This is a genomic window from Halomonas stenophila, from assembly GCF_014192275.1.
GTDB lineage: Bacteria > Pseudomonadota > Gammaproteobacteria > Pseudomonadales > Halomonadaceae > Halomonas > Halomonas stenophila.
This window is the reverse complement of sequence record NZ_JACHXR010000002.1, coordinates 515,598-536,863: the sequence shown is the minus strand read 5'-3', so window position 1 is coordinate 536,863 and position 21,266 is coordinate 515,598. Positions and strand designations below refer to the sequence as shown.

Here is a 21,266-nt window from a genome sequence, read left to right as displayed (position 1 = left end):
TAACATCGGGCGACCAAGCATGCATTCATGCCTGACCATCCGCGCGATGCAGCGCAACGTAGTAACTGGAGAATCCCATGGCCAATAACGTCGATGTCACCAATGCCAACTTCGAGCAGGAAGTCCTCAATGCCGATACCCCGGTCCTGCTGAAGTTCTGGGCCCCCTGGTGCGGTCCCTGCAAGGTCATGGCACCGGTGGTCGACGAGGTCGCCGATGAACGCGAAGGCAACCTCAAGATCGTCAGCATCAACGTGGATGACGCCCCGGAAATCGCCGCTGAGCAGGGAGTGCGCGGCGTGCCCACCGTGATGCTGTTCAAGTCCGGCGCCAAGGTCGCCTCCCTGGTCGGCGCCCAGTCCAAGTCCCAACTGACCCAGTTCATCGACCAGAACGCCTGAGTCGACCGAGCCCGGTCACGCCCGTGACGCCCCGGCCAATGGCATTGGCCGGGGCGTCGTCGTTGTGGACCGGCTCACTCCTCGTTCTTGCGTTCCAGGGGCGGTCTGTCGGCCTTTTCCAGGGGGGCGGTGCCCGGCCCCAGCAGGTGGGCGATCCAGCGTGTCTGGGGATGGCTGTCCAGGGCGATCTTGAGCGTCATGGTCAATACCACCGAGAGCAGCATCCCCACCGCGCCGAAGATCCAGCCCCAGACCACCAGCGAGAGAAACGCCACGAAGGTGGACAGGCCCAGGGCCCGTCCCATCACCCGCGGCTCGAGCAGGTTGCCCAGCACGAAGTTGACCCCCAGGTAGGCCCCGGAGAGCACCAGCGCCTTGAACAGGCCGCCATCCGGCGAGACCAGCAGCAGCAGCACCGGGGGAATCGCGGCGATGGCCGAACCGATGTTGGGGATATAGTTCAGGGCGAAGGCCAACACCGCCCAGAGCAGCGGGAACTCCACCCCGACCAGCTTGCAGGACAGCCAGATCAGGGCCCCGGTGGCCAGGCTGATCAGTGTCTTCACCGCCAGGTAGCGCTTCAGCGTCAGGCTGAACTCGCTGAAGCGGCGCAGGCTGGGGGCGGGATTGGCCAGCGCCCGGGAGACCTTGTCGCGGAAGTTGAGCGTCTCGAACAGCAGGAACATGACCAGCAGGGCCACCACCACGCTCTGCATCATCAGGTTGCCGAGCTGGCCGATCAGGGCAGGAATCCAGTTGCTGAACTGCTCGGACTGCAGCAGCTCGCCCAGCCGATCGGTATCGATGGCCAGCCCCAGGCCGGCCAGGCTGTCGAGCACGCCGAGGTAGTACTCGTAGAGCTTCTGCTCGATGCCCGGCAGGGCATCGATGAAGGTGCCGAAGCTGTTGACCAGCAGCAGCCCGAGCAGCGACAGCAGGCCGCCGATCACGATCAGGGTCAGCCACACCGACAGGCGCAGGCCCACACCCAGGCGATGCAGCCAGTGGACCGGGGCGGTGCAGACCACCGCGATGAACAGCGACAGCAGCAAGGGCACCAGCAGGCTGGAGCCGGCCCGCATCCCCGCGATGATGATCACCAGAGCAGCCAGTGCCAGGGTCAGGTTCAAGGGGATGCTGCTCTGGGTATCGTCTTCGGGTCTCGCCATGCCCGCCTGCTCCGCCGTTTCAGGGTGTCGTCATGATGCCGCCTGATGACTCAGGGTACAACGCGACGTCCCTCGGCACCGGGAGGGATCGTGCAACCATTGCACAAGCGTCGCTCGCCGTCGCCGGCCGGGGAACCCTGCCGGGCCGCGTCGCTCCAAGCCGACACCTCCATCGCGAAAAGGAAAGCGCCATGTCCCTGTCATGCCTCCGACCCCGCCTGCCCGCCAGCCTGCTCGCCGCCCTGCTCCTCACCGCCCCGCCGATGGCGAGCGCCGCCGATGCCCCGCCCGCGCCTCGCCTGGACGTCCAGGCCCGGGCCGAGCTCCAGGTGGTGCCGGACCAGGCGACCCTGAGCGCACGGCTGTGGGAACGCACCCCGGCCATCGCCCAGCGCGACGATACCCGCACCGACCCCGAGGCCCTGGCCGAGGCGCGCCGTCGGCTCGAGGAGCGGGCCGCCACCCTGATCCGCACCCTCGAGACGGCCGGGCTCGAGCGCGAGACCATCCAGGCCGGCTCGCTGCGGGTCCAGCCCGAGGTCCTGCATGACCGGACCGGCAAGGAGGGCGAACCGACGCCGCTGGCCCGAACCCGCCTCGAGCGCCCCTTCGAGGTCGAGATCAAGGATCTCGAACGCCTGCCGACGATCCTCGACGCCCTCACCGAGGCCGGCGTCAACGCCCTGGATGGCGTGACCTATGACCTCGCCGACCGCGAGGCGGCCACCGACGAGGCCCTGACCCAGGCGCTCGTCCGTGCCCGCCACAAGGCCGAGCTGATGGCCGAGACCCTGGGCATCGCCCTGGGGCCGGTGCACGCGGTGAGCGAGCAGCAGGCGCCGGTGTTCCAGCCGCGCATGATGGCCATGAGTGCCGATGCCCGGGAGAGCGGTGGCGCCACCGAGTATCGACCCGGCACCCTGACCATCGATGCCGCGGTCAATGTCAGCTGGGAGATCGAAGGCGAGAGGAGTGAAGAGTGAGCCGGCATTTCACCGGCCCTCAACGACACAACCCCACCATCGGTGGGGTTGTGTCGTTTCTTCCATCTTCCAGGCGCGAAGCGCCGCTCTTTGCTCTTCGAGCGACGCAGTCGCGTTCTTCCGGGCGCCGCCCGGTCAGACGTTGATCTTCTCGACCCCGCCCATATAGGGCCGCAGCGCCTCGGGCACGCCGATCGAGCCGTCGGCGTTCTGGTGGTTCTCCATCACCGCGATCAGGCAGCGGCCCACCGCCAGGCCGGACCCGTTCAGGGTGTGCAGCAGCCGGGGCTTCTTCTGCTCCGGTTGGCGGAAGCGCGCCTGCATGCGCCGGGCCTGGAAGTCCTCGCAGTTGGAGACCGAGGAGATCTCCCGGTAGGTCTCCTGGCTCGGCAGCCAGACCTCCAGGTCGTAGGTCTTGGCCGCCCCGAAGCCCATGTCACCGGTACACAGCGTCACCACCCGGTACGGCAGCTCCAGGGCCTGCAGGATCGCCTCGGCGTGGCCGCGCATCTCCTCCAGGCTGTCGTAGCTGGTCGCCGGGTCGACCAGCTGGACCATCTCGACCTTGTCGAACTGGTGCTGGCGGATCATGCCGCGGGTATCCCGACCATGGGAGCCGGCCTCGCTGCGGAAGCACGGCGTATGGGCGGTGAGTCGCACCGGCAATTGCTTGTGCTCGAGGATCTCGTCGCGGGCGAAGTTGGTCAGCGGCACCTCGGCGGTGGGGATCAGCCGATAGCCGCGCTCGTCCTCCAGGCGGAACAGGTCCTCGCCGAACTTGGGCAGCTGGCCGGTGCCGTACAGCGAGTCGTCGTTCACCATGTAGGGGACGTAGCACTCCTCGTAGCCATGCTCGAGGGTCTGCTTGTCGAGCATGAACTGGGTCAGCGCCCGGTGCAGCCGAGCAACGCTGCCGCGCATCACCGCGAAGCGGGCCCCGGTCAGCTTGGCGGCCAGGTCGAAGTCGAGCTGGCCGGTGAGCGCGCCCAGGTCGACGTGATCGCGGACCGCGAAGTCGAAGCCGCGCGGCGTGCCCCAGCGATGCAGCTCGACGTTATCGTCCTCGCTGTCGCCCTGGGGGACGCTCTCGTGGGGCAGGTTGGGCAGGCCGCTGACCTGCTCGTCCCACTCCGCCTGCACCTCGGCGAGGCGCGCCTTGGCGGCATCCAGGCGCTCGCCCAGGTCGCTGACCTCGTCGAGCAGCGGCTGGATGTCCTCGCCGGCGGCCTTGGCCTTGCCGATGGCCCTGGAGCGGGTGTTGCGCTCGTTCTGCAGGCGTTCGGTCTCGGCCTGCAGCTCCCGGCGCCGGGACTCCAGGGCGGCCAGACGCTCGCTATCGAGCACGAAGCCCCGCTTGGCCAGTCGTTGGGCGACCCCGTCGAGGTCGCTGCGCAGCAGTTTGGGATCGAGCATGGAATCCTGTCCGTCGGTATCGGTGAAAGCAGGGCGCTCATTGTAGGCAAAAGCCCGCCCCGGTGCTATGCATGCCGGCGCCGTCGGGATGCGCCTCGTGGCCGTCCCGGGGTACAGTAGGGGCCTCCTTCTCCAGCTGCCCGCCCCGCGGCAGCGACAGCGACCGAACCCGATATCATGATCGCACGACTGGACACCGCTCACGCGAGCACCCACGGCCACGCCGACACGCCCTACCGGCACTTCCTCGAGGCCCTGGCGGACGCCGGCTTCGAGGGCGAGATCGCCCCGGACTACGCCAACCGCACGGTGCTCGCCACCGACAACTCCCTCTACCAGCGCCTGCCCCAGGCGGTGCTCTATCCCCGGGGCGTGGCCGACCTGGAGCGCATCGCCCGCCTGGCCGGCCGCGAGGCCTTCCGCCGGGTGGTGCTGGCGCCCCGCGGCGGCGGCACCGGCACCAACGGCCAGTCGCTCACCGACGGCCTGGTGGTCGACGTCTCCCGGCACATGACCGCCATCCTCGACATCGACGTGGCGGCGCGTCGGGTGCGCGTCCAGGCCGGGGTGGTCAAGGACCAGCTCAACGCCGCGCTCGCGCCCCACGGGCTGTTCTTCGCCCCCGAGCTCTCCACCTCCAACCGGGCGACGATCGGCGGCATGATCGCCACCGACGCCAGCGGCCAGGGCAGCTGCGAGTACGGCAAGACCCGCGATCACGTGCTCGAGCTCGACAGCGTGCTGCTCGGCGGCGAGCGCCTCGTCACCCGGCCGGTCGATGAGGCCGAGCTCGACGCCCTGTGCGCCCGCGACGACGCCGTGGGCCGGGTGCATCGGGTGGCTCGCGAGATCCTCGACAGCGAGCGCGAGCGCATCCGCGAGACCTTCCCGCCGCTCAACCGCTGCCTGACCGGCTACGACCTGGCGCATTTGAGAACGGCGGAAGGAAAGTTCGACCTCAACAGCGTGCTGTGCGGCGCCGAGGGCTCGCTGGCCTTCACCAGCGAGGCGGTGCTCAAGGTGCTGCCGATCCCGGCCCACTCGACCCTGGTCAACGTGCGCTACGCCGGCTTCATGGATGCCCTGCGCGATGCCAAGGCGCTGATGGCCAGCCGTGCCGCCCCGACCTCCATCGAGACGGTGGACGACACGGTGCTGGGCCTGGCCCGGCAGGACGTCGTCTGGGACGGCGTCGCCGAGTTCTTCCCGGCTGGCGATACCCCGACCCACGGCATCAACCTGGTCGAATTCAACGACGACGACCCCGAGCGCCTGGCCGAGCGCGTCGCCGCCTTCTGCCGTCACCTGGAGGACGACACCAGCGTCACCCGCCTGGGCGAGACCCGGGCGGAGGGCCGCGAGGCGATCGCCCGGGTCTACGGCATGCGCAAGCGCGCCGTGGGCCTGCTCGGCAACGTCCAGGGCGAGAAGCGCCCGCTGCCCTTCGTCGAGGACACCGCGGTGCCCCCGGAGCACCTGGCCGACTACATCGCCGAGTTCCGCGCCCTGCTCGACGCCCGCGGGCTGGCCTACGGCATGTTCGGCCACGTCGATGCCGGGGTGCTCCACGTGCGCCCGGCGCTGGACATGAAGGACCCGGCCGACGAGCGGATGATCCGCGAGATCTCCGACGCGGTCGTCGCGCTGACCCGGAAGTACGGCGGCCTGCTGTGGGGCGAGCACGGCAAGGGCGTGCGCTCCGAGTACGCCCCGGCCTTCTTCGGTCCACTCTACCCCAGCCTGCGTCGCCTCAAGGGCGCCTTCGACCCGCATAACCAGCTCAATCCGGGCAAGATCGCCACACCGCTTTCCAACCCGCCCGAAGACGCGGGTAAAGCCCAGGATCCCGACTCCGAGCAGGGAACACGGGACGATGACGAGCAGGCCGTGAAATGGGTCGACCCGGGACTCTTGACCATCGACGGCGTGCCGACCCGCGGCCAGTACGACCGCCAGATCGACGAGCGGGTCTGGCAGGCCCACGGCGACGCCGTCTACTGCAACGGCAACGGCGCCTGCTACAACTACGACCCGAATGACGCCATGTGCCCGTCCTGGAAGGCCACCCGCGAGCGCGTCCACTCGCCCAAGGGCCGCGCCAGCCTGATGCGCGAATGGCTGCGGCTGCAGGGCCACGCCGGCGTCGACGTGGTCGAGGCGGCACGCCGGCAGCGGGCCGAGGGTGCCTGGGGCGCCGTCAAGGCCTTCCCCGGAAAGCTCAGGAACACCCTGGCCCGGCGCCGCGGCGAGGCCGACTTCTCCCACCAGGTCTATGACGCCATGGCCGGCTGCCTGGCCTGCAAGTCCTGCGCCGGCCAGTGCCCGGTCAAGGTCAACGTGCCGACCTTCCGCTCGCAGTTCCTCGAGGTCTACCACGGCCGCTACCTGCGCCCGCCGCGCGACTACCTGATCGGCGGGCTGGAGTTCCTGGTGCCGTATCTGGCTCCCGTGGCGCCGCTCTACAACGCCGCCCTGGACAACCGCTGGGTGAACCGCCTGCTGGCCGGCCCCATCGGCATGGTCGACAGCCCCCGGCTGTCCCGGGCGCGCCTCGACAAGCAGCTCGCCGCCTGGGGCGTGGCCCCGGCCACGCCGACGACGCTGGGCCGGCTCACCGCGGCCCAGAAGGCGCGCAGCGTGGTGCTGGTGCAGGACGCCTTCACCAGCTACTTCGAGGCCAAGCTGGTGAGGGACGTCGTCGAGCTACTCGAGCGCCTCGACGTGCGGGTGTTCGTGGCACCCTACGCGCCCAACGGCAAGCCGCTGCACGTGCAGGGCTTCCTCGGCGCCTTCGCACGCACCGCGGCCAGGCAGGCCAAGCGGCTCGAGAGTCTGGCCGCCTTCGGCGTGCCGCTGGTCGGCATCGACCCGGCCATGACCCTGACCTACCGCCAGGAGTACGTGACGGCGCTGGGCGCGGACGCCGTGCCCGAGGTGCGGCTGCTGCCGGAGTGGCTGGCCGAGCGGGCGCCGGAGCTGGCGCCCGCGGGCCTCGACCTCGACGATCCGGGCTATCGGCTGCTCGCCCACTGCACCGAGACGACCAACGCCCCGGGCACGCCCAAGGCCTGGCAGCGGCTGTTCGCCGCCTTCGGCCTCGAGCTCGAGGTGCTGGCCACGGGCTGCTGCGGGATGTCCGGCACCTACGGCCACGAGGCACGCAACCGCGAGACCTCGGCGACCATCTACGCCCAGTCCTGGCGGCTCAGGGTGGAGGATCCGGTCAACGCCGGCCGCCTGCTGGCCAGCGGCTATTCCTGCCGCAGCCAGGCCAGGCGGCTCTCGGACGCCGCCCTGCCGCATCCACTGCAGGGCCTGCTCGAGGTGCTGCGCCGCGCCGGCTAAGGCCCGAAGGAGGCGAGATGTCGAAGACGCTGATCCTTATCGGCCTGCTGCTGGTCGCCGCCGGACTCCTCTGGCCCTGGCTCGGCAGGCTGCCCCTCGGGCACCTGCCGGGCGATATCCTGATCCGCCGGGGCAACACCACCCTCTACTTCCCCCTCACCACCATGCTGCTGATCAGTGCCGCGCTCTCGCTGATCCTGTGGTGGTGGCACCGCTGAACCGACATCGACATCGCTCATCGAGCCAATGGATTGCATGTGACGGCCGGTGACGCTAGGCTTCGCGCCCTTCCACCCGATGGAGCGCGACGACGATGGAGCATGCCGGCCTCGACCTGGCGGCGATCGGCCTGCTGGCGCTGATCTGCCAATGGCTCGCCTGGCAGCTGAAGCTGCCGGCGATCCTGATGTTGCTGGTGGCCGGCATCGCCGCGGGGCCGGTGACCGGGCTGCTCGACCCCGATGCGCTGTTCGGCGACCTGCTGTTCCCGCTGGTCTCCCTGGCGGTGGCGGTGATCCTCTTCGAGGGCAGCCTGACGCTGAACTTCCGCGAGCTCGGCGGCCACGGCCGCACGGTGCGCCGCCTGGTGACCTGGGGCGCCCTGATCACCGGGGTGATCGCCACCGTCTCGGCACACTTCCTGCTGGCGCTGTCCTGGGAGATGGCCAGCGTGCTGGGGGCCCTGCTGGTGGTCACCGGTCCCACGGTGATCCTGCCGATGCTGCAGACCCTGCGCGCCCGGGAACACCTCACCCAGATCCTGCGTTGGGAGGGCATCCTGATCGACCCGGTGGGCGCCATCGGGGCGGTGCTGGTCTACGAGTTCGTGGCCCTGGGCTCGGGCAGCGAGGCCGCCACCCAGACCCTGCTGCTGTTCGGCAAGACCGCGTTGATCGGCTTCGGGCTGGGCATCGCCGGCGGCCACCTGTGGGGCCAGGTGTTGCGCCGCCACTGGCTGCCCCGCCAGCTGCACAGCTTCGGCACCCTGATGATGATGCTGGCCCTGTTCTCGCTGTCCAACCTGCTGTTCCACGAGTCGGGGCTGCTGACCGTGACGGTGATGGGCGCCTGGCTGGCCAACATGCGGGGCGTGCCGACCCGGCCGATCATCGAGTTCAAGGAAACCCTGTCGGTACTGCTGATCTCGGGCCTGTTCATCCTGCTCGCCGCGCGGCTGACGGTGGAGCAACTGGCGCTGCTGGGCTGGCCGGCCTGGGCCTTCCTCGCCGTGCTGGTGGGAGTCGCCCGCCCGCTGGCGGTATGGCTGTGCACCCTGGGCAGCCGGCTGGAGCTGCGCGAGAAGGCGCTGCTGGCCTTCATCTCGCCGCGAGGCATCGTCGCGGCGGCCACGGCCTCGCTGTTCGCCCTGCGCCTGGAGGAGATCGGCGTGCCCGGTGCCGAGATGCTGGTTCCGGTCACCTTCCTGGTGATCATCAGCACCGTGGTGAGCCAGAGCCTGCTGTCGCGGCCCCTGGCCCGCTGGCTGGGGGTCCAGCGGCCCTCCCCCGACGGCGTGCTGATCATCGGCGCCAACCAGGTAGCGCGCGCGGTGGGCAGCCAGCTGCAGGCGGCCGGGGTCAGCGTGGTGCTGGCCGACAGCAGCTGGGACGCCATCCAGCTCGCCCAGCGGGCGGGCCTGACTACCTACTACGGCGACCCGCTCTCGGAACACGCCGCCCAGCACCTGGAGCTCAGCGGCATCGGCTACCTGCTGCCGCTCTCCCCCTATCGCGAGCTCAACGCCCTGGCGGCGCTGCACTTCGAGCACCTGCTGGGCCGCGACCGGGTGTTCCGGCTGGCGGTCGATGAGGGGCACCGCGCCAACCGTCCCCATGCCCAGGCCCTGGACCACCTGCCGCTGCTGTTCGGTCGCGAGGTGACCTTCGCCAGGCTGTCGCGGCTGGTGGAGGAAGGCGGCGAGGTACGCCGCGAGCGCTGCGGCGAGAAGTTTCGCATGGAACCCCTGCGCCAGGCCCACAACGGCCATTGGCTGCCCATGCTGTGCATCGGACCCTCGGGGCGGTTGCGCCTGGCCACCGCCGAGGGCGGCCTGACCCCGAGGCGGGGAGATACCCTGGTCAGCCTGATCTTCGCGGACTCCCCCGCGCGTCGGGCCAGGGCGGCGAGCTGAGCCTCTCCCCGGCCTGGAACGGGATCGCCCCGGCCGGTGCCAGCCGGGGCGATCGGTGGAGGGCGGGAGAGAACCGCCGACTGACTAGAAGAACAGCTCGCGCAGGGCCTCGCCGGGGTCCTCGCGCCGCATGAAGGCCTCGCCCACCAGGAAGCCGTGGACATCGTGCTCGCGCATGCGCAGCACGTCGCCACGGGTGTGGATGCCGGATTCGGTGATCACGGTCACCTCGGGGGGAATGCGCTCGAGCAGCTCCAGGGTGGTCTCGAGCCGGGTGTCGAAGGTGTGCAGGTCGCGGTTGTTGATGCCCACCAGGCGCAGGTCCAGCGCCAGGGCCCGCTCCAGCTCCCGGGCATCGTGGACCTCGACCAGCACGTCCATTCCGAGCTCGGTCGCCTGGCGGTGGAGCGCCGCCAGGCGCTCGTCGTCCAGGGCGGCGACGATCAGCAGGATGCAGTCGGCGCCGATCGCCCGGGCCTCGCTGACCTGGTAGCCGTGGGTGATGAAGTCCTTGCGGATCACCGGCAGCGCGCAGGCTTCCCGGGCCTCGATCAGGAAGTCCTCGTGGCCCTGGAAGAAGTCGGCGTCGGTGAGCACCGACAGGCAGGCCGCCCCGCCGGCGGCATAGCGCTCGGCGATCTCGCCGGGGCGGAAGTCCTCGCGGATCACCCCCTTGGAGGGCGAGGCCTTCTTGATCTCGGCGATGACGCCGGGATCGCCGTCGCGGATGCACGCATCCAGGGCCGCGACGAAGCCCCGCGGAGCGGATTGCTCGGCGGCCAGACGCAACAGCTCGGCCTCCGGCACGGCCCTTTGGCGCTCGGCGACTTCCTCGTCCTTGCGCGCCAGGATGCGGGTCAGGATGGTCGGGGTCTCGGAAGATGCGGTCATGTCGGTGTCCTGAGTGGCGGCCTACTGGGCGAAGACGCGGGTGAAGTTGGTCAGTTCCTTGAGCTTCTCCAGGGCCAGCTTGGCATCCTGGGCATCCTGGGCCATGGCGACGCCCTCCTTGAGGGTGTCGGCGACCCCGGCGGCATAGAGGGCCGCCCCGGCATTGAGCGCCACGATGTCCGCCGCCGGCCCCTCGCCCACCAGGGCCTGCTGCACCAGGCGCAGGCTGTCCTCGGCGGTCTGCACCCGCAGGGCGTCGAGGTCGTGGCGGGCGATGCCGAAGTCCTCGGGGGCGATGGTGTACTCGCGGATCTCGCCGTCCTTGAGCTCCGCCACCCGGGTCGGCGCCGCCAGCGAGATCTCGTCCAGGCCGTCCTCGGCACAGACCACCAGCACGTGCTCGCTGCCCAGGCGACGCAGCACCTCGGCCATCAGCGGCAACAGCGAGGCCGAGTAGACGCCCAGCAGCTGGTTGGGGGCACCGGCCGGGTTGGTCAGCGGCCCGAGGATGTTGAACAGGGTCCGCACGCCCATCTCGCGGCGCGCCGTGATGGCATGGCGCATGGCCGGATGGTGATTGGGCGCGAACATGAAGCCGACGCCGACCTCCTCGATGCAGCGCTCGACCTGTCCCGGGTCCAGGTCCAGGTCGATGCCAGCCACGGCGAACAGGTCGGCGCTGCCCGAGGACGAGGACACCCCGCGGTTGCCGTGCTTGGCCACATGGGCCCCGCCGGCGGCGGCAACGAAACTCGCCGCGGTCGAGACATTGAACAGGTTGGCGCCGTCACCGCCGGTGCCGACGATGTCCACCACGTTCTCGGCGTTCAGCGTCACCGGCGTCATCAGCTCGCGCATCACCTGGGCGGCGGCGCTGATCTCCTCGGCGGATTCGCCCTTCATCGCCATGCCCATCAGGAAGGCGGCGACCTGGGCGTCGGTGGCCTCCCCGGTCATGATGGTCATCATCACCCGGTGGGTCTGGTCGAAGCTAAGGTCCTCGCGGCGCATCACCGCGCCGAGGGCTTCGCGCATCTGCATGGCCGTCTTCTCCTTTGGCAATGGCACGTATCAACGACGCTCAAGAAAGTTGGCCAGCAGCTCGTGGCCCTGGCGCGTGAGGATCGATTCGGGGTGGAACTGGACGCCCTCGATGTCCAGCTCGCGGTGGCGCATGCCCATCACCAACCCGGGGGTGACGTCATCGGCGTCGGTCCAGGCGGTGACCTCCAGGCAGTCCGGCAGGCTCTCGCGTTCCACCACCAGCGAGTGGTAGCGGGTGACCTCCAGGGGATCCTCGAGGCCGGCGAAGACCCCCACCCCGAGGTGGCGGATCCGCGAGGTCTTGCCATGCATCACCTGGGGGGCGCGCAGCACCTTGCCGCCGTAGACCTGGCCGATGGCCTGGTGGCCCAGGCAGATGCCGAGGATCGGCAGGCGGCCGGCGAAGTGGCGGATCGCCGCCATGGAGATCCCCGCCTCGTTGGGCGTGCAAGGGCCCGGCGAGATCACCAGGTGGCTCGGGGCCAGGGCCTCGATCTGCTCCAGGGTGATGGCATCGTTGCGGTAGGTGGCCACCTCGGCCCCCAGCTCGCCGAGGTACTGCACCACGTTGAAGGTGAAACTGTCGTAGTTGTCGATCATCAGCACGGACATGGCAATAGCGTCCTGTTCTTACTGCGTTGACTTTGGCATCTTGCCTGGCGTTACCCAGGGGCCTACCCGGATCGGTCTAAGGGCATGCGCCAGCCGTGCAGGGATGCGCAGACACAAAAATGCCGCCCTGACGGCGGCATTTCCTTCGGTCGCAAGCGTGCCGCCCCTCGCTCAGGAGCGCCACCACGGGTTCGGACCGACTGTGTATCGCGATGCGTTCATGAGGCAATAGTGCTGTCCGACGGCGATCCCTGTCAAGGCGACTCCAGGTTGTCCAGGCCGTGCTCGGCCATGGCCACGGCGCGGAACAGCGCCCGCCCCTTGTTGAGGGTCTCCTGCCACTCGAGCTCGGGCACCGAGTCGGCGACCACCCCGGCGCCGGCCTGGACGTGCAGCTCGCCGTCCTTGATCACCGCGGTACGGATGGCGATGGCGGTATCCATGTTGCCGTGCCAGGAGAGATAGCCCACGGCCCCCGAGTAGACCCCGCGCTTGACCGGCTCCAGCTCGTCGATGATCTCCATGGCGCGGATCTTCGGCGCCCCGGAGAGGGTCCCCGCCGGGAAGGTGGCACGCAGGGCATCCATGGCAGTGAGCCCCGGCTTGAGACGGCCGGTGACGTTGGAGACGATGTGCATCACGTGGGAATAGCGCTCCACCACCATCTGGTCGGAGACCTTCACCGAGCCGGTCTCGCTGATGCGGCCGACGTCGTTGCGGCCCAGGTCGATCAGCATCAGGTGCTCGGCGACTTCCTTGGGATCGGCCAGCAGATCGGCCTCCAGGGCGCGATCCTCCTCCTCGTTGCGGCCGCGCACCCGGGTGCCGGCGATCGGCCGCACGGTGACCTCGCCATCCTCCAGGCGGGTGAGGATCTCCGGTGAGGAGCCCACTACCTGGTGGTCGCCCAGGTTGAAGTAGAACATGTAGGGCGAGGGATTCAGGCTGCGCAGCGCCCGGTAGAGGTCCAGTGGGGGCGCCTGGTAGGGGATCGACATGCGCTGGGAGGGCACGCACTGCATGATGTCGCCGGCCAGCACGTACTCCTTGATGGTCTCCACCGCGGCCTTGAAGCCCTCCTCCGTGAAGCCCGAGGTGAAGTGCCCTTCCTCCACCGCGGCCCGGCCGGTGCCGGGGCTGCCGGCCTGGATGGTCGTCTCGCGCAGCGACGCCTCGAGCCGCCCCAGCCGGGTCACCGCCTGGCGGTAGGCCTCCGGCTCGGCGGGATCGGCATGGGTCCACAGGGTCAGGCGGCCGGAGAGGTTGTCGAACACCACCAGGTCGTTGCACACCAGCAGCAGGATGTCCGGCACGCCCAGCGGATCCGGCTTCTCCACGCCGCGCAGGCGCGGCTCGATATAGCGGATGGTGTCGTAGCCGAAATAGCCGACCAGGCCGCCATCGAAGCGCGGCTGGTCGTCGAGGCGGGGCACCTTGAAGCGCGCCTGGAAGTCCTCGATCCAGGCCAGCGGGTCGGCGACCTCAACGGCCCCCTGCTCATGGCCGTCGACGATATGGTTGACGGTGAATCCCCGCACCTCGATGCGCTCGTGGCTGGGCAGCCCGATGATCGAGTAGCGCCCCCACTTCTCGCCGCCCTGCACGGACTCCAGCAGGAAGGTCCAGGGGGCGTCGGCGAGCTTGAGGTAGGTGGACAGCGGCGTGTCGAGATCGGCCAGCACCTCGCGGGTGACCGGGATGCGATTGTAGCCGGCCTCGGCCAGCTCGCGGAAACGTTCGGGAGTCATCATGGGCCCGGGTCCTCGCAATGGGAAAGACGATGGTCAGTCGAGCGACACTCCTGGGGAGCGTCCGGTCAGGCGAGCGTCACCATCGCCAGCCGCCGGTCAGGCCAGGGCATGCGGGAGAACGGGTGGCGGTGCGGCGGGAAAAGGCATCCAGCGTCATGCGAGTGTCCATCGACGGAGATCGCGAGATCCGTTATAACGAAAAACTATTGACATCACGCCTTATTATAGCGCAATCCAAATCACCCTAAACGAGTTCCGCGAGCGATTCAACTGTGCCATCCGGCCGGCTCAGGCTCACCGGCTCCCCGTGGTTGTAGCCGTAGGGGACCGCCAGGGTGCGAAAGCCTGCCGCCTTGCCGGCGGCGATGTCGTGACGGGAATCGCCGACCATCAGGCCGTGACGCGGCGACACCGCCAACCGGCTGGCGGCGTGGGTCAGCGGCAGGGGGTCGGGCTTGCGGCGTGGCAGGCTGTCGCCGCCCAGGCAGAGGGCGAAGTGCGTGGCCAGGCCGAAGCGCTCGAGGATCGGCGCGATGAAGGCCGCGGGCTTGTTGGTCACCAGCACCAGCGAAAGCCCTGCCTCGCGCAGGCCGTCGAGTGCCGTCCGCACGCCGGGATAGAGCCGGGTGCGCTCGCAGGGCGCGCGGCCATAGTGGGCCAGGAAGCCGGCGTGGACCGCCTCGAGCCGCGCCGCCGAGGGCGGCTGGCCGAGGGCGTCGTGCAGGGCCCGCTCCATCAGCACCCGGGAGCCGTTGCCGACCCAATCGCGCACCCGGGCCTCGCCCGGCGCGGCCAGCCCCTCGTCACCCAGGGCGGCGTCCACCGCGGCGGCCAGGTCGGGCACGGAATCCACCAGGGTCCCGTCGAGGTCGAAGGCGACCAGCCGGATATCGGCCAGGAGTGGGTGCATAGCGGTTTCCTCGGGACAGCGAGTAACGGGTGGAGGGCGGCGGTGACGTCGCCCCATGCATGTAATATTACGAAAAAAATATCCACCCTACCCTAATGAGGGCATAGGCAGGGGCGTGCAAGAGGCATATCCTAGGGTCAGCCGTCGCCGCTAACCGGCCGGAGCCCTCACGATGCCATGGCTGCCTCGCAGGCCATGACAGCGAACGAGACCCCCGGCCTGACCCAGGCGACCCATTTAGCCCTTTTCCCATCCTCTTTTCAGGAGTCTCCCATGACCCTACCACGTATCGTGGTGGTCGGCGGTGGCGCGGGCGGACTCGAGCTGGTGACCCGGCTCGGCCGCAAGTTCGGCAAGCGTAAGCGTGCCGAGATCGTGCTCGTCGACCGCAATTCCACCCACATCTGGAAACCGCTGCTGCACGAGGTCGCCACCGGCGCCCTGGACTCCGGCCTCGACGAGATCTCCTACCAGGGCCACGCCCGGGTCAATGGCTACCGCTTCCAGCTCGGCACCCTGTGCGACCTGGACCGCGAGGCCCGCACCCTGACCCTGGCCCCGGTGCTCGACGACGACGGCGAGGAGGTGCTGCCCTCACGCACCCTGGCCTACGACGAGCTGGTGATGGCCGTCGGCAGCGTCAGCAACGACTTCGGCACCCCCGGGGTGAGCGAGCACTGCCACTTCCTCGACAGCCCCCAGCAGGCCGAAGCGTTCCGCAAGGCCATGCTCAATGCCTTCCTGCGCTACAACGCCCCCCGGGAGTCGCCCTCGCGCATGGTGGTCGGCATCGTCGGGGCCGGTGCCACCGGCGTGGAGCTCGCCGCCGAGCTCCACGGCGCCTCCCAGATGCTCAACAACTACGGCTTCACCACCCTGGACAGCGAGCACCTCGAGGTGCACCTGATCGAGGCGGCCCCCAAGGTCCTGCCGGTCCTGCCCGACCGCATCAGTCAGGCGGTACACGCCGAGCTGGAGCGGCTGGGCGTCGGCGTCCATGTGGGCACCCGGGTCACCGAGGTCGAGCCCCACGCCATCGTCACCGCCGACGGCGAGCGCATCGAGACCGACCTCAGCGTCTGGGCCGCCGGCATCAAGGCGCCCGCCTTCCTCTCGACGCTGGGCCTGTCCACCGAACCCAACCATCGCCTCAAGGTGACGGAGACCCTGCAGAGCGTCGACGACGAGCACATCTTCGCCTTCGGCGACTGCGCCAGCTGCCCCCAGCGGGACGGCTCGACCGTCCCGCCGCGGGCCCAGGCCGCCCACCAGCAGGCGACCCGGCTCTACCGCAACCTGGCGGCCCGGCTCGAGGGCCGGTCGCTCAAGCCGTTCGTCTTCCGCGATCGCGGCTCGCTGATCTCGCTGGCCCACTTCGACGCCATCGGCAGCCTGATGCGGGGAGCCTCGGCGCGCAGCCTGTTCGTCGAGGGGCATCTCGCCAAGCTCTTCTATGCCTCGCTCTATCGCATGCACCAGCGCGCCATCCACGGCGCCCTCAAGACCGGCCTGATGGTGGTGGTCGACGGCCTCAACCGCTTCATCAAGCCGCGCCTCAAGCTGCACTGAGCCCCGCTCGACCCTGCACGAGACGGGGCCGCCGGCCATCCGGCGGCCCCGTTTCGCGCAGGCGGGACGGCTCAGCGCTCGAGGAGCGCCGCGCCGCGCGCCTCCCCCGCCTCGGGATGGTGGTAGACATGCACGTCGCGCTGGGGAAAGGGAATGCTGATGCCCTCGGCGTCGAAGCGACGCTTGATCTCCTCGGTCATCTCCCAGTGGACGTCCCAGTAGTCCTCCGCCTTGACCCAGGGCCGCACGATCCAGCTCACGCTGGAGTCGCCCATGGCGCTCATGCGGATGTTCGGCGCCGGATCCTCCAGCACCCGGGGATCGTCGGCCACCACGCCCTGCAGCACCCGGCGCACGGTATCGATGTCGTCGTCGTAGCCGACGCCCACCACCAGGTCCAGCCGCCGGGTGGCATGGCTGGAGTAGTTGGTGATGGCGCCGCTCATCATCTGGCCGTTGGGCACGATGACCTTGCGGTTGTCGGCGGTCTTGAGCTCGGTGGTGAAGATCTGGACGTCATCGATCACCCCGGCCACGCCGCCGGCCTCGACGTAGTCACCGATCTTGTAGGGGCGGAAGATGATCACCAGCACCCCGGCGGCGAAGTTGGCAAGCGACCCCTGCAGGGCGAGGCCGACGGCCAGGCCGGCGGCACCGATCACCGCGATCAGCGAGGTGGTCTGGATGCCCACCTGGCTGATCGCCGCCAGCACGACGAAGATCATCAGCAGGGCATAGAGGATGTTGCCGAGGAACGTCACCAGCAGCGGGTCGAGCTTGCCGCGCTGCATGGCCTTGAGCGAGAGCCGGTGCACGAGCTTCACCGCCCAGCGCCCGACCACGAAGATGGCGGCGGCCGCCACCAGGTTGATGACGAAGTTCGTGCCCTGCATCTGGACGACATCGGTGATCCATTGGCTATCCATGGGTGCTCCCTGTGCCGGCGAGGCCGGGCCCCGCCTCCGTTGTGGTCATTCGCCGGCCCGGCGACGGGCCAGCCACTGCCGCTTCGCCGCGGCGGAGAGACGCTTGACGGCGGCCTCCCGTCGCAGCGCCTCGCCGCGCTCGCCGACGCGTTCGTGATATAGCAGAACCAGCGGCCCCTTGCCACGCAGGGCCTTGGCCCCGCGCCCGGTGCGATGCTCGGCCAGGCGTCGGGTGACGTCGGTGGTGATGCCGGTATAGAGCGCGCCGCTGGCCGTCTCGATCACGTAGAGGTGCCAGTCCGCTGGCGCCGTCCCGGCCATCCTCAGACCTCGGCCAGGGCCCGACGGAAGTCGCGGATGACGCTGTCGTAGCGGTGCGGGTCGGCGGTATTGCGCGCCTTGAACACCGCCGAGCCGGCCACGAAGGTGTCCGCCCCGGCCCGGGCGATCTCGGCGATGTTGTCCAGCTTGACGCCACCATCGATCTCCAGGCGGATATCCCGGCCCGAGGCATCGATGCGGCGGCGCGCCTCGCGCAGCTTGTCCAGGGTCCCGGGAATGAACGACTGCCCCCCGAAGCCGGGGTTGACGCTCATCAGCAGCACCATGTCGACCTTGTCCATCACGTGGTCGAGGAAGGACAGCGGCGTGGCCGGGTTGAACACCAGCCCCGCCTTGCAGCCGCCGTCGCGGATCAATTGCAGGGAGCGGTCGATGTGCTCGGAGGCCTCGGGGTGAAAGGTGATGTAGGTGGCCCCGGCCTGGATGAAGTCGCCGATCAGCCGGTCCACCGGCCTGACCATCAGGTGGGCGTCGATGGGCGCGGTCACGCCATGCTTGCGCAGGGCCTCGCAGACCATGGGGCCGATGGTCAGGTTGGGGACATAGTGGTTGTCCATCACGTCGAAGTGGACGATGTCCGCGCCGGAGGCGAGCACGTCGTCGACCTCCTCGCCGAGGCGGGCGAAGTCGGCGGAAAGGATGGAGGGGGCGATCTGGAAATCGGGTCGGGAGTCGGTCATGGCGACGATCGGTCCTGTGAGAGTCGATGGGCACGATGGGCGGCATTCTAACAGCATCCGGGGGCCCCTCGTGTGCCTTGCGGGATCGCCGCTCCCGGCCGATAGTGAGGGCTCGTGCCCATCCGCGACAAGGAGACGTCATGATGCCCCAGCGATTTTCCCGCCCCCTGGGCGCCGCCCTGCTCACCGGCACCCTGCTCTGCGCTCCGCCGCTGCTCGCCCAGCCGGCGATCCTCGAGGGGGAGCGCTTCCACCCCGAGGAAGGGTCCCGGGGCATGGTGGCCACCAGCCACTTCCTGGCGTCCCAGGTCGCCCGCGAGGTCCTCGCCGCGGGCGGCAACGCCGTGGATGCCGCCGTGACCGCCGGCTTCGCCCTGGCGGTGACCCAGCCCCGCTCGGGCAACATCGGCGGCGGCGGCTTCATGCTGATCTCCGACGAGGACAGCGGCGAGGTCATCGCCATCGACTACCGGGAGACCGCCCCGGCCGCCGCCACCGAGACCATGTTCCAGGACGAGGACGGCAACGCCGTCTCCGAGTGGTCGCGCTTCACCCACCGGGCGGCCGGGGTGCCCGGCACCGTGGCCGGCCTGTCGCTGGCCCTGGAGCAGTACGGCACCCTGAGCCTGGCCGAGGCGCTGGCCCCGGCGATCCGCCTCGCCGAGGAAGGCTTCGCGGTCCCGCAGCGCTTCGTCGATGGCGTGAGCGAGGCCAGCGAGCGACTGACCAAGTGGGACTCGACCCGGGCGATGTTCTTCAAGGAGGACGGCAGCCCCTACGACGTGGGGGACACCTTCCGCCAGCCGGACCTCGCGGCGACCCTCAGGCGCATCGCCGAACAGGGCCCCCGGGAGTTCTACGAGGGCGAGACCGCCGAGCTGATCGCCGCCGAGATGGAACGCCACGACGGCCTGATCACCCTCGAGGACCTGGCCGGCTACCAGCCGGTGATCCGCGAGCCGAGTCACGGCAACTACCGCGGCTACGACGTCTACGCCATGAGCCCGCCCTCCTCCGGCGGGGCCCATATCGTGCAGATGCTCAACATCCTCGAGGCCTATGACATCGGCCAGATGGGCTTCGGCGCGGCCAATACCATGCACGTGATGGCCGAGGCGATGAAGCGCGCCTATGCCGACCGCTCGGAGTACCTGGGCGACACCGACTTCGTCGAGGTCCCCCTCGAGGGCATCACCTCCGAGGGCTATGCCGACGAGCTGCGCGCCCAGATCGCCATGGACCGGGCCACCCCGAGCGACGGGATCGCGCCGGGCAACCCGTTGCCCTTTGAATCCAACGAGACCACCCACTTCTCCATCGCCGACGACGACGGCCTGGCGGTTTCCAACACCTACACCATCAACTTCAGCTATGGCTCGGGCATCGCCGTCGACGGCGCCGGCTTCCTGCTCAACAACGAGATGGACGACTTCTCCGCCAAGCCCGGCGTCCCCAACGCCTATGGCCTGATCGGCGGCGAGGCCAACAAGATCGCGCCGGGCAAGCGCATGCTGTCGTCGATGACGCCCACCATCGTCAAGCGCGACGGGAAGAACTTCCTGATCACCGGCAGTCCCGGCGGCTCGCGGATCATCACCACCACCCTGCAGGTGCTGATGAACGTCATCGACCACGACATGAACATCCAGTCGGCGGTCAGCGCCCCGCGGATCCACCACCAGTGGCTGCCCGACGAGCTGCGCATCGAGGCCGGCTTCAGCCCCGACACCCGCGCGCTGCTGGAGGGCAAGGGCCATACCGTCAGCCAGGAGTCGGCGATGGGCGCCGCCCAGTCGATCGTGATCGAGGACGGCCGCTTCTACGGCGGGGCGGACCCGCGCCGCTCCACCTCCTCGGCCATGGGGCTCTAGCCGGCCCCGCCCGGGCCACCAGCCGGCGCGCCTCAAGCGCGGCCGCGACCGCTGCGGCGGCGGGTCCAGATCATCAGGGTCTCGGGCTCGCCGCTGGCCGAATCCTCGGTTTCCAGGTAGGCATGGAACCCCAGCCGCCGGTAGAAGGAGACGGCGCGCACGTTACGCGACAAGACCCGCAGGGTGATGCGCTCGCTGAGCGCCATGACGTGGGCCATCAGTTCCGAGCCATGCCCATAGCCCTGAGCCTTGGGATCCACGAACAACGCCTCGAGGTGCTCGCCGCGCATGGCCGCGAAGCCGACCACCCGACCGCCGGCGTCCAGCACCTGGATCCGGCAGTCGGGCAGGCACTGCCGAGTCATCTCCTCGGCACGGGCGGCCCAGGCGTCCTCGTCCAGGAAGGGATGGGCCAGGCGGGAGGCACGCCGCCAGATATCGACGATGGCCGGCATATCCTCCGGTATGGCGGGTCGGATCATGACGACTTTCCTGTGCTGATGCTTGCAGTGTATGCCGTCCTGCCCCGCTCGGCCTACCCAATGCTGCAGGCCGCGGCACGGGGACGATATACTCGAGGCTCACTTGTTTCGGGAGAATCGCCCATGCCACGCCGCTTCCTGCGCGCCTCGATGATCCTGCTGGCGACCGGCTGGCTCGCCGGCTGCGCCGGCCCCCACTATCTCCAGCCCGCGCCCGAGCGCACCGTCGCCGTGCCGGTCACCGGCCAGGGCCAGGCCGTGACGGTGACCGCCGTGGACAGCCGTGACGAGGCGGTGATCGGCACCCGCAGCGGCAGCGCCATGTCCACCGCGGTGATCATCGTCGATCCGGCGACCCTGGAGCCCCGCCTGCAGGCCGAGGCCGAGCGGGCCGTGCGGGAAATGGGCTTCTCCCCCACCCGGGAGGCCGCACCGGACCGCCCCAGCCTGACCCTGACCCTGGCTCACCTGGGCTACGAGCGCGGCGACAGCCCGCCGCTGGTCGGCAGCGCCCGGCTGGAGGCCGTACTGGTGGCCGAGGCCCACAACGACGGCACCACCTACACCGGCACCTACACCTCGCGACGCACCCAGCAATACGCGGTACGCCCGAACCAGGAGGCCAACCTCGAGATGATCCAGGGACTGCTCTCCGACGGCCTCGACCGAGCCTTCAAGGACCCTGAGCTCGGCCGACTACTGGCCCGCTGAGCCCCCGCGCAGACGCCGAGGGCGCCCCATGGGGC

General features: G+C 69.5%; 19 protein-coding genes. 8 read left to right on the top strand and 11 right to left on the bottom strand.

Annotation, left to right across the window (positions count from 1 at the left end):
- Nucleotides 1–77 precede the first annotated feature (77 nt).
- Complete coding sequence (gene trxA / locus FHR97_RS06445) at nt 78–401, top strand: thioredoxin (RefSeq protein ID WP_183382932.1); 324 nt, start codon at nt 78–80, stop codon at nt 399–401.
- Nucleotides 402–475: 74 nt separating this feature from the next.
- On the opposite strand, the gene FHR97_RS06440 is transcribed toward trxA, so the two are convergent.
- Nucleotides 476–1,570 carry an AI-2E family transporter gene (locus tag FHR97_RS06440; protein WP_183382931.1) on the bottom strand — a complete coding sequence of 365 codons (1,095 nt, stop codon included), beginning with the start codon at nt 1,568–1,570 and terminating at the stop codon, nt 476–478.
- A gap of 191 nt (nt 1,571–1,761) precedes the next feature.
- On the opposite strand from FHR97_RS06440, the gene FHR97_RS06435 reads away from it, so the two are divergent.
- Complete coding sequence (locus tag FHR97_RS06435) at nt 1,762–2,553, top strand: SIMPL domain-containing protein (protein WP_183382930.1); 792 nt, start codon at nt 1,762–1,764, stop codon at nt 2,551–2,553.
- A 135-nt stretch (nt 2,554–2,688) separates the two neighbouring features.
- Here the strand turns inward: FHR97_RS06435 and serS are convergent, their stop codons facing one another.
- Nucleotides 2,689–3,966 carry a serine--tRNA ligase gene (gene serS, locus FHR97_RS06430; protein WP_183382929.1) on the bottom strand — a complete coding sequence of 426 codons (1,278 nt, stop codon included), beginning with the start codon at nt 3,964–3,966 and terminating at the stop codon, nt 2,689–2,691.
- A 177-nt stretch (nt 3,967–4,143) separates the two neighbouring features.
- Here serS and FHR97_RS06425 point away from each other — a divergent pair, with 177 nt between their 5' ends.
- The 3 genes from FHR97_RS06425 (at nt 4,144) to FHR97_RS06415 (ending at nt 9,442) form a co-directional block, all read left to right on the top strand.
- Nucleotides 4,144–7,311 carry an FAD-binding and (Fe-S)-binding domain-containing protein gene (locus FHR97_RS06425; RefSeq protein ID WP_183382928.1) on the top strand — a complete coding sequence of 1,056 codons (3,168 nt, stop codon included), beginning with the start codon at nt 4,144–4,146 and terminating at the stop codon, nt 7,309–7,311.
- A 17-nt stretch (nt 7,312–7,328) separates the two neighbouring features.
- Nucleotides 7,329–7,529, top strand: a complete 201-nt coding sequence (locus FHR97_RS06420) for a DUF2905 domain-containing protein (protein ID WP_183382927.1) — start codon at nt 7,329–7,331, stop codon at nt 7,527–7,529.
- Between the two features lie 95 nt (nt 7,530–7,624).
- Nucleotides 7,625–9,442 carry a cation:proton antiporter gene (locus tag FHR97_RS06415; protein WP_183382926.1) on the top strand — a complete coding sequence of 606 codons (1,818 nt, stop codon included), beginning with the start codon at nt 7,625–7,627 and terminating at the stop codon, nt 9,440–9,442.
- Between the two features lie 84 nt (nt 9,443–9,526).
- Here FHR97_RS06415 and trpC read toward each other — a convergent pair whose 3' ends face one another.
- The 5 genes from trpC to FHR97_RS06390 all read right to left on the bottom strand — a co-directional run bounded on the left by trpC (nt 9,527) and on the right by FHR97_RS06390 (nt 14,650).
- The gene (gene trpC / locus FHR97_RS06410) at nt 9,527–10,333 is read right to left on the bottom strand and encodes an indole-3-glycerol phosphate synthase TrpC (RefSeq protein WP_183382925.1); all 807 of its coding nucleotides are present in this window, start codon (nt 10,331–10,333) and stop codon (nt 9,527–9,529) included.
- Nucleotides 10,334–10,354: 21 nt separating this feature from the next.
- Complete coding sequence (gene trpD / locus FHR97_RS06405; protein WP_183382924.1) at nt 10,355–11,374, bottom strand: anthranilate phosphoribosyltransferase; 1,020 nt, start codon at nt 11,372–11,374, stop codon at nt 10,355–10,357.
- Nucleotides 11,375–11,404: 30 nt separating this feature from the next.
- A complete protein-coding gene (locus FHR97_RS06400; protein ID WP_183382923.1) occupies nt 11,405–11,989 on the bottom strand; it encodes an anthranilate synthase component II in 585 nt (194 codons plus the stop codon).
- A gap of 254 nt (nt 11,990–12,243) precedes the next feature.
- Complete coding sequence (gene trpE / locus FHR97_RS06395; protein ID WP_183382960.1) at nt 12,244–13,737, bottom strand: anthranilate synthase component I; 1,494 nt, start codon at nt 13,735–13,737, stop codon at nt 12,244–12,246.
- Nucleotides 13,738–13,984: 247 nt separating this feature from the next.
- The gene (locus FHR97_RS06390; protein ID WP_183382922.1) at nt 13,985–14,650 is read right to left on the bottom strand and encodes a phosphoglycolate phosphatase; all 666 of its coding nucleotides are present in this window, start codon (nt 14,648–14,650) and stop codon (nt 13,985–13,987) included.
- A gap of 273 nt (nt 14,651–14,923) precedes the next feature.
- On the opposite strand from FHR97_RS06390, the gene FHR97_RS06385 reads away from it, so the two are divergent.
- On the top strand, nt 14,924–16,219 hold the full coding sequence (locus FHR97_RS06385; protein ID WP_183382921.1) for an NAD(P)/FAD-dependent oxidoreductase: 1,296 nt from the start codon (nt 14,924–14,926) through the stop codon (nt 16,217–16,219).
- Between the two features lie 71 nt (nt 16,220–16,290).
- Here FHR97_RS06385 and FHR97_RS06380 read toward each other — a convergent pair whose 3' ends face one another.
- The 3 genes from FHR97_RS06380 to rpe are packed head-to-tail and all read right to left on the bottom strand — an operon-like array spanning nt 16,291 to nt 18,167.
- Nucleotides 16,291–17,145 (bottom strand): mechanosensitive ion channel family protein, encoded by an 855-nt coding sequence (locus tag FHR97_RS06380; RefSeq protein ID WP_183382920.1) that lies wholly within the window; start codon nt 17,143–17,145, stop codon nt 16,291–16,293.
- Between the two features lie 45 nt (nt 17,146–17,190).
- Nucleotides 17,191–17,466, bottom strand: a complete 276-nt coding sequence (locus FHR97_RS06375) for a GIY-YIG nuclease family protein (RefSeq protein ID WP_183382919.1) — start codon at nt 17,464–17,466, stop codon at nt 17,191–17,193.
- A gap of 2 nt (nt 17,467–17,468) precedes the next feature.
- Nucleotides 17,469–18,167 (bottom strand): ribulose-phosphate 3-epimerase, encoded by a 699-nt coding sequence (gene rpe / locus FHR97_RS06370; protein ID WP_183382918.1) that lies wholly within the window; start codon nt 18,165–18,167, stop codon nt 17,469–17,471.
- Nucleotides 18,168–18,307: 140 nt separating this feature from the next.
- On the opposite strand from rpe, the gene ggt reads away from it, so the two are divergent.
- Complete coding sequence (gene ggt / locus FHR97_RS06365) at nt 18,308–20,038, top strand: gamma-glutamyltransferase (RefSeq protein ID WP_425486067.1); 1,731 nt, start codon at nt 18,308–18,310, stop codon at nt 20,036–20,038.
- A 32-nt stretch (nt 20,039–20,070) separates the two neighbouring features.
- Here ggt and FHR97_RS06360 read toward each other — a convergent pair whose 3' ends face one another.
- Nucleotides 20,071–20,520: a GNAT family N-acetyltransferase gene (locus FHR97_RS06360; protein ID WP_183382917.1), complete on the bottom strand. Its 450-nt coding sequence runs from the start codon at nt 20,518–20,520 to the stop codon at nt 20,071–20,073.
- A gap of 123 nt (nt 20,521–20,643) precedes the next feature.
- On the opposite strand from FHR97_RS06360, the gene FHR97_RS06355 reads away from it, so the two are divergent.
- Complete coding sequence (locus FHR97_RS06355; protein WP_183382916.1) at nt 20,644–21,231, top strand: YajG family lipoprotein; 588 nt, start codon at nt 20,644–20,646, stop codon at nt 21,229–21,231.
- Nucleotides 21,232–21,266 lie beyond the last annotated feature (35 nt).